General features: G+C 44.4%; 7 protein-coding genes. 4 read left to right on the forward strand and 3 right to left on the reverse strand.

Annotated elements, in window-relative coordinates:
• Window positions 1-415: 415 nt before the first annotated feature.
• Complete coding sequence (ligA, locus tag AC2SLO_RS11035; RefSeq protein ID WP_486542294.1) at window positions 416-2,476, reverse strand: NAD-dependent DNA ligase LigA; 2,061 nt, start codon at window positions 2,474-2,476, stop codon at window positions 416-418.
• 419 nt (window positions 2,477-2,895) lie between these two features.
• Between ligA and AC2SLO_RS11040 the strand changes: the two genes are divergently transcribed.
• The 4 genes from AC2SLO_RS11040 (at window position 2,896) to AC2SLO_RS11055 (ending at window position 7,421) form a co-directional block, all read left to right on the forward strand.
• Window positions 2,896-4,137, forward strand: a complete 1,242-nt coding sequence (locus tag AC2SLO_RS11040; protein WP_486542455.1) for an acyl-CoA dehydrogenase family protein — start codon at window positions 2,896-2,898, stop codon at window positions 4,135-4,137.
• A 235-nt stretch (window positions 4,138-4,372) separates the two neighbouring features.
• The gene (locus AC2SLO_RS11045; RefSeq protein ID WP_486542292.1) at window positions 4,373-5,572 is read left to right on the forward strand and encodes a phosphotransferase family protein; all 1,200 of its coding nucleotides are present in this window, start codon (window positions 4,373-4,375) and stop codon (window positions 5,570-5,572) included.
• Between the two features lie 183 nt (window positions 5,573-5,755).
• Window positions 5,756-6,475 (forward strand): histidine phosphatase family protein, encoded by a 720-nt coding sequence (locus AC2SLO_RS11050; RefSeq protein ID WP_486542290.1) that lies wholly within the window; start codon window positions 5,756-5,758, stop codon window positions 6,473-6,475.
• A gap of 64 nt (window positions 6,476-6,539) precedes the next feature.
• Window positions 6,540-7,421 carry an SDR family oxidoreductase gene (locus tag AC2SLO_RS11055; protein ID WP_486542288.1) on the forward strand — a complete coding sequence of 294 codons (882 nt, stop codon included), beginning with the start codon at window positions 6,540-6,542 and terminating at the stop codon, window positions 7,419-7,421.
• Between the two features lie 107 nt (window positions 7,422-7,528).
• Here the strand turns inward: AC2SLO_RS11055 and AC2SLO_RS11060 are convergent, their stop codons facing one another.
• Entirely contained in the window at window positions 7,529-8,548 is a 1,020-nt protein-coding gene (locus AC2SLO_RS11060) for a cell division protein ZipA C-terminal FtsZ-binding domain-containing protein (RefSeq protein WP_486542286.1), read from the reverse strand.
• A 144-nt stretch (window positions 8,549-8,692) separates the two neighbouring features.
• Window positions 8,693-12,487 carry an AAA family ATPase gene (locus AC2SLO_RS11065; protein ID WP_486542284.1) on the reverse strand — a complete coding sequence of 1,265 codons (3,795 nt, stop codon included), beginning with the start codon at window positions 12,485-12,487 and terminating at the stop codon, window positions 8,693-8,695.
• Between the last annotated feature and the right edge of the window lie 80 nt (window positions 12,488-12,567).

Below are 12,567 nucleotides of genomic sequence, written 5' to 3' on the forward strand. Positions count from 1 at the left end.
TCTCAGATCAAAACTTTAATTAAATGAGTCAATTAGCGGCTCTAATAAAGACAAAAGAACAACAAGACTGGCCTTAGCCTCGATGTTCTTTTGAAAGGGAGAAATATGCGGCTTTTAGGTAGGCGCTCTTTAAGGACTTAAGCAGTGCTCGTCCCTCACACAAAACCAGTCATCGCTTTTGTATTAACCAAAGTTTCTACATTACTCGAACGCATCGAATATCCTGCAAGCTAACAAAACCTTGTTTCGCTATATCTGTTCTTACTGGTTAAATATCACCAGTTTAGCCTTTCGCCACGAGCCTGCCAGTTACATAAAGGATGCACCCACTCGTTTAAAGCAAGGTGAATAATTGAATGATGAGGCCAGTCTCTTTATTTTTTGTCTTTTAATTAGGTAGAGCGAAACGCCTGCTTTACTCCGCAATCATCTCCAAAAACTCATCCTCTAATACCACACGTACGCCAAGCTTCTCAGCTTTAGTCAATTTAGATCCCGCCTTCTCACCTGCCAGCAACGCTGAGGTTTTTGCAGAGACGCTACCAGATACTTTCGCACCAAGCGCCTGTAGCTTGGCTTTGGCCTCATCGCGTGCCATGCCACTATTAACCAGCGTACCGGTAATGACCCACGTTTGACCATCCAGCGGCAGATTATCAGACACCACTTGTTCAACAGGCTCCCAATGCACACCCGCTTTTTGCAGCGCCTCAATCACCTCAAGATTATGCTCAGCGCGGAAGAAGTCATAAATCAGCTCAGCGGTAATGGTGCCAATATCCTGAGTGGCCAGCAAATCCTCAATACTTGCTTGCATTAATGCAGGCAAATCACCAAACTCTTGAGCCAAGTTCTGTGCCGTGGTTTCACCCACACCGCGGATGCCAAGGGCATAAATAAAGCGCGATAACGTGGTGTCCTTACTGTCCTCGATAGCACTAAGTATATTGCTGACCGACTTCTCACCCAATTTTTCAAAGTTAATCAACTCATCTTGATGTTCATTTAAATGGTAAATATCTGCCACGGTTTTGACGATGCCATGCTCAAAGAAGCTAATTAACCAGCGTTCACCTAGCCCATCAATATCCATCGCTTTACGCGACACAAAGTGAATCAACGCTTCCTGCTGCTGTGCAGGACAAAACAGCCCGCCAGAACAACGTGCCAATGCCTCGCCTTCGGGCAACACTACGGGAGAATCACACACGGGGCAATTGGTCGGCAAAGTCACCGGCTGAGTATTTTCTGGACGCAAATCATGCCAAACACGGGTTACTTTAGGAATCACATCACCCGCACGATGCACGCTGACCGTATCGCCGGCACGCACATCAAGACGCTGAATCTCACCGAAGTTATGCAAAGTCACATTACTGACAGTCACGCCGCCCACTTGCACTGGCTCAAGCTTACCAACAGGGGTAATCTGTCCGGTACGCCCCACTTGCCATTCAATGCTGTTCAATTTTGTCATCACTGTTTCGGCAGGGAATTTGTAAGCTGTCGCCCAACGTGGCTCACGAGATAACGCGCCCAACTGATTTTGCAGTGTCAAGTCATCGACTTTAATGACCATGCCATCAATTTCAAACGCCAAATCTGCCCGCTCTTCAATCATTGACTCATAATATTCTTGAACCTGCTCTGACGTATCCACTATCTTAAAGCGGCTTACCGTAAAGCCAATCTCTTGCAGCCAGTTTAAGGCACCCGATTGCAAAGTAATGTCCTCTGGCAATCCTTGGTTTACTGAATACGCATAAAATGCTAACGGACGACTGGCTGCCACGGCTGGGTCTAATTGACGAAGGCTGCCTGCTGCTGCATTACGCGGATTAGCAAAGGTTTTATCACCGTTTTCTTCAGCCAAACGATTAAGACGCTTAAAGCCAGCTTTGGGCATTAACACCTCACCGCGCACCTCAAGCACATCGATATCGCGCGCGGCTTCTATCACTAATGGGATATTATTAATGGTTTTCACGTTTTGGGTAATATCTTCGCCAGTCTGACCATCGCCTCGGGTCACACCGCGCACAAACTCACCATTGTGATATTTAAGCGATACTGCCAAGCCATCAAGCTTCATTTCTATTTCATATTTAGGGTTTTGGTCAGCATTACTTAGGCGATCATTGACGCGGCGCATAAACTCTTTTAAATCATCATAATTAAAGACGTTACCCAGCGACAGCATTGGAATATCATGCTCCACTTGCGAGAATGACGGCAATGGGTCATCACCTACGCTCGCAGTCGGGCTATCAGATTGTGTTAATTCTGGATAACGCTCTTCAAGCTCAATCAGACTCAGCCTCAACTGATCATATTCGTTATCACTAATTGTCGGCTCATCCATGACGTAATAGGCATTATTATGCTTGCGTACCTCATTAATTAAGGTACGCATTTTGGCAATAATTTGCTGCGCATCACAGGTTGAGTGGTTATGATTATCTGCAGTCTGAGTCATGGTATTCGCCTTATTTTATTTGCATTTTTCTGCGCTTTATTTGCGATTTAATCAAAGATTTTGTTGACAATATGATAGCAATTTTGAGCTGTGCTTGCCGAGATAAAAACACTCAATAATACGCCATTCACCGTTGATACGCTTCACACTCATCTGTAGAATCATCTATGTATAAAACGAATCAAATGGAACACCAATCAGTCAATAGAGTGACATAAACAGAAAGCGATTAATGATAAACTAAACAAGTGTTTAATCATCTTGATCCACACAAAACAAATGGATTACAGTGATAATCCCATTTATTAATAGTGAAAAATAATTAATAGAAACAATAAACACTTTCAGTCATACTGTTATTGATCTGTTGATTAGATTAACTTATCAACCACTCCCCCTCACATAAAAAGGATTTTATGATGCATAACATCAGTTCTCACGGACAAGCGTTTTATAATCGCGTCAAAGATTTCATCGAAACAGAAATCGAACCTATTGAAGCCGACCTTATCAAAGCCAGCCACGAAGCAAACAATCATGGCGATTGGACTCAGTGGAAATGGCCTGAAGAATATTACAGGCTACGTCAAAAGGCCAAAGACGCCGGACTTTGGAATCTATTTTTACCCGATGATGAGCTTGGCGCAGGCTTGTCTGTTACTGATTACGCCCCTATTGCAGAGCTAACCGGCCGTAGCTTAATTGCGCCAAATATCTTCAACTGTAATGCTCCTGACAGTGGCAATATGGAGCTGTTATGGCGCTTTGGTAGTACAGCCCAAAAAGAGCGTTTCTTAAAGCCTTTATTAGAGGGTAAAACTCGCTCTGTATTCTGTATGACCGAACCCAATGTTGCATCAAGTGATGCCACTAATATGGAAGCCACTGCCATCGTGGAGGGTGATGAGATTGTGTTAAATGGCCGTAAATGGTGGTCTTCTGGTTTGGGCGATCCTGACGTTGATTTCATTATCTTTATGGCCCATACCCCTGATGAGACCAAAAGCCGCCATCAACAGCACTCTATGGTATTAGTGCCCATCAAAACCGAAGGCGTTAAAATTCAGCGTATGCTTCGAGTATTCGGTGATTACGATGCGCCGCATGGTCATGGCGAAGTACTATTTGAAAACGTACGCGTGCCGGTGAGCAACTTTATTGGTGGACCGGGTATGGGCTTTTTGATCGCACAAGGTCGCCTAGGTCCTGGACGTATTCATCACTGCATGCGCTGTATAGGCGCTGCTGAGAAAGCACTAGAACTTGCTGTGCACCGTGCCATGGACCGTAGAGCTTTTGGCAAAAAGATTATGATGCTAGGCGGCAATATGGAACGTATCGCTGAAGCACGTATCAAGATTGACCAAGCCCGACTGCTAACGCTCCATGCTGCCGAAAAAATTGATACACAAGGCGTGATGGAAGCATTGACCGAAATATCGGCTATTAAAGTGGTTGCGCCAAATGTGCTACAAGAAGTGGTCGATATGGCGATGCAAATTCATGGCGGTATGGGCGTGTGTCAGGATACGATATTGCCGGCCTTTTATGCTCAAGCACGCAGCTTGCGCCTAGCAGATGGCCCAGATGAGGTTCATAAAGGTATGATTGCCAAGTTAGAGCTTAAAAAGCACGGTTACTCAAAGCCTAAATCAAAATAAAGTATCTCGTATAGTCATAGGCAACTAAATGAGATACAAGGCAACCGAGTGCAAGTACTACTCTAGTAGGCTTAGTGAGGTTAACGCTGTAGCTCTTTAGTTTGGCTAAGACTATAACTCGATTAAACCCTTCCTATCTTCTTTAAATAGAAGGTAGGGATCTTTAGAGATTAATGGTTTAACCCTGATATCCTGATTACCCATTTATTTAATTTTGCCTATAAAAAGGATTTTTATGAGCACCCCTCATCAGTCTAATCAAAATACTGCCAAAGACGCTGCTAACAATACGGTCATCGACAAACCAACAGCAGTGAGAGAAACCGAAAAATTAGATAGTGACGCTGTCACTGAATGGCTAAAGTCGCAAGATGTCGATGTTCAAGGGTCGGCTGAGGTTACTCAGTTCTCTGGTGGCGCTTCTAACTGGACCTACTGTCTGCACTATGACAATCGAGACTTAATTCTACGCCGCCCACCTACCGGCACCAAGGCCAAATCAGCGCATGACATGGTTCGTGAATTTAAAATTCAGCAAGCACTGACTAACGACTACCCTTATGTGCCTGAGATGATTGCCCTATGTACTGATGAGTCGGTCATTGGCTGCGACTTTTATGTCATGGAGCGGCTTATCGGCATTATCCCTCGTGCCAATTTACCTAAAGAATTAAAGTTAGATAAGTCCGAGGTTCGTACCCTGTGTACAAATGTGATAGACGCGCTGATTGAACTGCATCAAGTCGATTATCAACATAACCCAGAGTTAACTGCGCTTGGTAAAGGCGACGGCTATTGTGAGCGTCAAGTACTGGGTTGGGAGCGCCGTTATACCAAGGCAAAAACACCAAATGTGCCTAGCTTCTATCTTGTGCGCCAGTGGTTAAAGCGTAACCTACCTCAAGACAGCCATACCTGTGTGATTCACAATGATTGGCGTTTTGATAACGTGGTATTGGACCCTGAGAACCCAACATCGGTCATTGGTGTGCTTGATTGGGAAATGGCGACTTTAGGCGACCCATTGATGGATTTAGGTGGCGCCCTTGCCTACTGGGTACAGCGCGATGACAATATTATTATGCGTCAATCACGTCGTCAACCAACCCATTTAAAAGGTATGATGACCCGCGATGAGGTAGTTGATTACTATTTAGACAAGACCGGCTTGACCACCGATAATTGGACCTTTTACGAAGTATTTGGTCTGTTCCGTTTGGCCGGTATCGCTCAGCAAATTTATTACCGTTATTACCACAAGCAAACGGATAACAAAGCCTTTAAGAATTTTTGGGTAATTACGCATGCCATTCACGCGCGTACGTTAAAGCTAATTGCGAAACATGAAGCAGCCAAGTTGGTAGATAGTAATAAACTGCCTGCGCCGGTCGCAAATATAACTCAAAAAGTACTGAGCTTTAAATTCTTGAAATAGTCAGTGGTTAGAGGTGCTGTTGATTCTCTATACAGTCACTGAAACAACGCACTATCAGCGTACTGGTTATCATCAAACTATGGCAAAATAGGTCAACAATAACCTTTGGTGTCCGTAGAACTACCAGCTTTTACGGATACCAAGCTGGGCTGATTATCATTTGAACAAATACAATAGGACATTATGACAACCTTACTTTTTGCCAGACACGGACAAGCCTCATTTGGTCAAAAAAATTACGATAAGCTATCAGAACTGGGTACCAAGCAAGTAGCTTTACTGGGTACACAGTACGCACAAGCAGAGCGTCAAATTGATGCCATCATTACGGGCTCTTTGGTGCGTCAACAAGATTCTGCAGCGCATTTTTTGACAGCGTATCAGACGGGTAATGATTCAGAATTATCATTATCTACGCCAACAACCATTGAAGAGCTAAACGAATTTAATCATACCGATGTGTTTATTAAATATGATCCCAGTTTTGCAACCGAATTGGGGGTGATGACTGCCATTGCTGATGCGCCTGTTCCCAAACTGCGTTTGGCAGAGCTGTTTAATGAAGCGATGCTTCGTTGGCATTCAGGTGAGCATGATGCAGACTATATCGAAAGTTGGTCTGATTTTAATCAACGTGTACAGAATGCCCTGACTAAAATTAGCGACTACGCACAAAGCCAGCAGCTAGAGACGGTACTCATCTTTACCTCGGGTGGTGTGATTGCTGCGATAGTGGCAAGCCTGCTTGGTCAAGGTAGCCAAACCGCGTATCAAATTAATCGTAGATTAATTAACACCGGTGTTACCTCGGTCGTGCTAAAAGACAACAAGCCGCGATTATTATCATTAAACGAACACAGTCATTTATACCAAGCCGGTCAAAAGTTTATCACTTGGCACTAAGCTTAAACCATTAACACTAAACACTCTTAACGACTGAGTACTATTTCATCTTATAAGGATATTTATGAAAAACTCATTATTTAGCACTCTACAAAACAGCTTAAAGGGAAGTCTACAAACCAAAGTAGATGAAACCAAAAAGCTACTGCTTTCAAGCAAAGATTTAGACGACTTAACCAAGCGCAAAGTAGGTAAAAACAAAACCGTCCTCATCACCGGTGCCAGTTCAGGTATTGGCGCTGGTATGGCCAAAGGCTTTGCAAAACTGGGCTATAACTTGGCTATCTGTGCTCGCCGCACAGATCGACTAGAAGCCTTAAAAACGCAAATATTAGCCGATAGCCCAGACATTCGTGTTGAATTTAGAGCGCTCGATGTCTGCGTTTATGATGCTGTCTTTAGCGTATTCAAAGACTTCCAGAGCACCTTTAATACCATTGACCGCGTTATTGTGAATGCAGGTGTTGGTGCTGGTCGCCGTGTGGGCACTGGTCGTTTTAACATCAATCGCAAAACAGCAGAAATCAACTTTATCTCTGCCTTAGCCCAATGCGAGGCAGCGATGGAGATATTCCGTGAGCAAAATCATGGTCACCTAGTTGCTATCTCAAGTATGTCAGCCATGCGCGGTCTACCCAAACACCTTACTGTTTACGCAGCCAGTAAAGCCGGTCTTGCCCATCTTGCTGAGGGTATTCGTGCGGAAATGATTGCGGATAATCTACCGATTAATGTGACCACTATTTATCCGGGCTATATTCGTACTGAGATTAATGAGGGCGCACCAAAGCTGCCGTTTGAAGTCGATGAGCAGACCGGTAGTAATGCACTGGTTGCGGCGATTGAATCAGGTGTTGATGAGGCCTGTGTGCCAGCTATGCCATGGTTATTTATTGGTAAAGCGATGAAGGTTTTACCGCTACATTTAGTCAATAAACTTGGCTAGTATCCGATTCACTATAAATAGCTTAATAGACAATAAAAAACCGTGCTTAATAGCACGGTTTTTTGTTATAAGTCACACAGTATAAGCCCCTACTAAATAGGCCCATACTAACGTATAGAAGCTTGATACTCTTGTACTTGTGTACGCAGTTGTTGACGACGTTCCCGAGTCAGCACTTCGTTATTCTCATCTAATACCAGCAAATCAAATTCATTAGAAATAAGATTTACCACACTCATCATACTATCAAAGCCTTGAGTCGCTTTTGGATGTGGCAGTGATAAAAACAACACTAGACCTTGAAACTTAGAAGTTGGTAATAGGTTCAAATCAAACGGTGCAATACCCTCTTCGGTGATTCCCATCATACTAAACCATAAGATACCGTCACCATCTTTGGTCTCATAACGGTGGAACATATTCATAGCACCGTATTTTAAACCATACTGAGTGACCAAGGACAATACCGTTTTACCTAGGATTGCTTGCATCGGATCTTTAGGTACTAACGTAATGTTGATATTTTCTTGAGCATGGTTAAGCGGGCTGTTTTGATCTTGATCCGCCTCTGCCAATAAATGTCTATCAAGCATCGGGCTGTTTTCGCTAAATCCAGGCTCAGGCGCCGTTTCAATAATCGGCATCAAGCTTTCAGTCGCTGAGGCTAAATTTGAGAACAAATCATCTTCACTGTCATGCTCATCTAGTAAAGCAGTTGATTCTGTTTCAAATTGCGACTGCTCTGAGTGCTGCGTTGCGACTGGCTGCTGCCATGACTCAGGGGCTGTTGATGCCGGCTGCTCAGCCGTATTACTGGCTGTATATTTTGAATCTGCAGGGTTTGCCTGCTCTAGAGGCGCATCATATGGCACCTCTTCAATAACAGGTTTAAGATGGTCGCGGTCTGGGGTAATGGTGGTCTCACCCTCGATTGCCTCATCCAAATTGGTGTCTTTAACCAATTCACGCTCATGACGAGGAATAATAGGGATACCATTTTTATCGTAATGCACCGCCTTGTTCGCAGTGTTCTTTTTACGATTCAAAATTCCACGAATTATCATGTACAGACCGACCACCATAATGACAATAGCGATAATAATTAAAATATATTGTACGGTGGTCATGGCATGCGTGTCCTAAAATTAAGATAGAAAAAAACGCTATTAGTCTAGCACGCTTAACCGCGCTCGTCATCAATCCGAAAGCGGTCTCAGCAACTTTTATACAAGCGGTTCATTTAAAAAAAGTATATTTACCACATTAATCGGCTACGCAGTCGGCTCTAAGTAACGCTCCGCTTCCTCTAAACTCACACTAACTAAGGTTGAGATACCTGCTTGCGGCATGGTAATACCCTTGAGCTCATCGGCAATTTGCATCGCCAATTTGTTATGACTGATAAACACAAACTGTACATCATCAGCAAGATCAGCAATTAAGTTGGTAAATCTGGCGACGTTGGCATCATCAAGTGGTGCATCAACCTCGTCCAGAACACAAAATGGCGCAGGATGTTGTTTGAAGATAGCAAATATTAGACTCAGTGCAGTGAGTGTTTTTTCACCACCTGACAATACCGCAAGGCGACTATTTTTCTTACCCTTTGGCTGCGCCATCAGCTCAAGCCCCGCTCGCCACTGTTCACTTTTCTCAAGACCCTCTTCTTTAACCAAGGTTAGGCTTGCCTGCCCGCCACCAAACACCTTGGTAAACAAACGGGTTAATGACTCATTGACAGAATCTAACGTATCCAAGAACAGTGTTTTGGTTTTGCTATCAATAGAGGCAATGGCATCGGTTAATTTATCCATACTGGCAGTAATATCATTAATTTGCTGCTCAAGCGGCAACAGTCTTTTGTCAACGGCAGCAAGCTCTTCTGCAGCAGCAAGGTTCACTGGGCCCATATTATCAAGCTTGGCAGTTAACCGGCTTTCTTCTGCTTGCAGCTTTTGTTGTTTGGTTTCTGATACTCGGCGCCCATGCGTAATATAATCAGTCAACAATGCCGAAGGGTTAACCTCAGCATTTAACGCCTTTAACCGCTCACTGGCCTCATGAATACGCTCATTAGCAATAGCGACCTGAGTCGCAGTTTGTGCCAATGTATCCTGAATCTGCTGCAGCTCCGACGCCAAAACACCTCGTTTGGCTTGATAGTCATTGACCTCTGCTTGAAGCGTGATAATAACCGCTTGACGCTCATCGAGAGCCACTTGCAACTCATAATGCTGAGTGCTCGCAGCTTTCAACTCAGTCTCTAACGCGGGCAGCTTGTCTTGAGCCTTTTCTTGCTCTTGTAGTAGCTTTTTATAATTACGCTCTAGCTGCTGCTTATCGGCATTAAACTGGGTCAATTGCTCACTACTGTGCTTCGCTGCAATCTGCGCTTGACCATATTGTAGCTGCAATTGACGCAGTCTCTCATTGTCATCACGCTCTTGCTGGGTAATCTGTTGACGCTCTTGCTCAAGCTGCTGCTGCTCTGACTTAGCCGAGTCTAAGTTTGGCATTAGCGTCTCCAAATACTGAGTGTCTTCGCTCATTTTCTGGGTTAATTGCGCCAATGCCTGCTCAATTTCTTGATGCTCTGTATCAAGCTCCTCTCGCTGTGCACCTAGCCGCTGCTGCTCACTGTCTTGTCGCTCTTGCTTGGCAGTTAACGTCACTCGCTGCTGCTGCAAATCATGACGTTTATGAGTTAAAGCAGACAGTTGTGCTGACAGCTCCTCCATCACCACTGACAATTGCTCGTGCTTATTGCTATCGGCTTTAATGGCTTTATTTAGCTGCTCAATTGCCTCTTCTATCTCGTTTAAACTATCTTCTAGTTCTTCCAGACGCTGTTGCTGCTGTAAGCGTATGCTTAAAAAGGATTCATTTGGCGCACCTGCATTTAACTTGCTTAAATGAACAGCGCCAATATGACTAATAAACCATCTAGACTGGGTCAAGATAACCGCCTGTTTAGGCAACAGCTCTAACAAGTTGGCTATTTTATTAGGTGTTGAATCAGTCTCTGTATTATTTTCTGAGTCTGATTGCTCAACATACAAATATGCCTGCTGCCAAATTATTAATTTGGGTGCAGCAATCAGTTCTGATAACGCAATAAGATTGGGTGGCAGGTTCTCTTGATTATTCTCTGAAGTAACACCCGTTTTGTTTTCAAAAAATACGCTATTAGGTTTCGATGTCGCCTCTTTAGCAGCAGACTGATTTAATGACTCATCAGACAATAGGTTTTGTAACAAGCTAGCACACTCATTATCTTGCGCACTTGCATCAGCATTAGCTACTGGTAGCACTCGAGTATCTAGCCAAAATGCTAACCATTTATCTAAGCTGTCTGCATATTGCTCACCTGTCTTGGTCAGCTTAATTCGTTCATGCAGTGGCGACAGTTTCTCTAATACCTTTGGTATCGACGCTTTACTATCAGCCGTTACAGATTCTTTAGATGCAGTAGGCTGTTCTGTTTTTGCCTGCTTTTTGGGATGTACGATGGCATGTAGTGTGTCGTATTCTGCCATCAAACTGGCATGCTGCTTCTCTAATTGAGCCAGTTGCTTCTGCTGCTCACCCAGTGACTGTTTTAACTGATTAAAGACCGGCTGCTCTGTTTCTAACTGCTCCTCAATCGAGTCTTGCTGCTTATCCAAGCCTTTAAGCTCGGCATTAATATGGGCAATATCATTGGCTAGCGAGCGGCCCTTATCCTGCTGCTGGTGTGATGAGTCTTCATGCGTAATCGTTGAGGCTATGCCCCACTTGGTGGCTTCTTGCCACCACAGCTTGTCTTTATTCTGCCACTTTGATAAGTCCAATGTCAGACGTGATTGAGACTGTTTGTCTAATGCCAGTCGCTGCTCAGCTTCACGCTTATCTGCTTCAATCTTAGCGACTTTGGTATTGATTGCTTCCCAAGCCGATTGCAGTGGTGCATATTTCGCCTGTGTTTGCTGCTGCTTTGTTTGTAGAGCTTCAAGCTCTGGGCTTAGACGTGCTAGAGTCTCATTTTGAGCTTGATTATCCTGCTCAGTGGTTGTAATACTGGATTGTATTTTTTTTTGCCTTTCTTGATTACCTTGCAGCCTGCCATCAAGCTGACTCAGTGTTGATTGTAGCTCTTTCAGGCGATGCTCGACCTGCTGACGCTGCATGTCCTGTCCGTGCAACTTATCGCGCGCTTCATCCTTGAGCCACTGCTCTTCTGCTAGCCGTGCGCTGACTTTCGCCAGTTTTTGCTTCAGTTTAGTATCCTCTGCTTGCTGTACCTCAAGCGTTTTGGTTAATCGCTCTTGCTCTGCCTTGTGCTGCATTTGAGCAGCTTTGGCTTGATATAATTGATAGGTTGCTAGCTGCTCTTTGACGGCTTCAAGCGACTCTTTGGCCTGCTGATATTCATTAGCACTTTCTGCCTGCTTGGCTAATTTTTGTTTCTGCTTAGTCAGCTCTGACTCAATATCTGTTAACCGCTCAAGATTCTCACGGGTTTTTAACAGCTTTTTCTGCGTCTCTTCACGGCGCGCCTGATAGCGTGACACGCCTGCTGCCTCTTCAATAAATTCACGCAGCTGTAGCGGACTTGAGTCAACAATACGTCCAATCATACCCTGCTGAATCACCGAATAACTACGAGGACCGAGACCTGTTCCCAAAAATACATCGACCACATCACGTCGACGGCAGCGCGTACCGTTGATAAAATAGTCTGACTTACCTTCTGCATTAATTTGACGACGTACCGACAGCTCATGATATAAATTTAACTCATGACGGATACCGGTCTGCTCATCTTGAGTATGCTCAAATACCAGCTCCACACTGGCCAAGCTTTTGGCCGCTTTGCTTTGCGTTCCTGCAAAAATCACATCGCTCATCGCACCGCCGCGCAGCTGCTTAGCAGAGGATTCACCGAGCACCCAACGGATGGCATCAATCACATTGGATTTACCACAACCGTTTGGTCCCACAATAGCGGTGATGCCATGGCGGAAGGTAAAGGTGGTTGGATTCGCAAAAGATTTAAATCCGGATAATTTAAGAGATTTTAGACGCATGAAGGCCGCACAATTAGGTTAGAAGTCGAATGATGAGTACGCTTAATAAGGGCGGCTATTTTACCGTAAAACCCAGTATT

The sequence above is a fragment of the Psychrobacter sp. CX14 genome, assembly GCF_057396205.2.

What these genes read in the sequence shown, in the direction of transcription:
- AC2SLO_RS11055 (WP_486542288.1), top strand. Translation starts at nt 6,540, where the DNA reads ATGAAAAACTCATTATTTAGCACTCTACAAAACAGCTTAAAGGGAAGT.
- AC2SLO_RS11065 (WP_486542284.1), bottom strand. Translation starts at nt 12,487, where the DNA reads ATGCGTCTAAAATCTCTTAAATTATCCGGATTTAAATCTTTTGCGAAT.
- ligA (WP_486542294.1), bottom strand. Translation starts at nt 2,476, where the DNA reads ATGACTCAGACTGCAGATAATCATAACCACTCAACCTGTGATGCGCAG.
- AC2SLO_RS11050 (WP_486542290.1), top strand. Translation starts at nt 5,756, where the DNA reads ATGACAACCTTACTTTTTGCCAGACACGGACAAGCCTCATTTGGTCAA.
- AC2SLO_RS11045 (WP_486542292.1), top strand. Translation starts at nt 4,373, where the DNA reads ATGAGCACCCCTCATCAGTCTAATCAAAATACTGCCAAAGACGCTGCT.
- AC2SLO_RS11060 (WP_486542286.1), bottom strand. Translation starts at nt 8,548, where the DNA reads ATGACCACCGTACAATATATTTTAATTATTATCGCTATTGTCATTATG.
- AC2SLO_RS11040 (WP_486542455.1), top strand. Translation starts at nt 2,896, where the DNA reads ATGCATAACATCAGTTCTCACGGACAAGCGTTTTATAATCGCGTCAAA.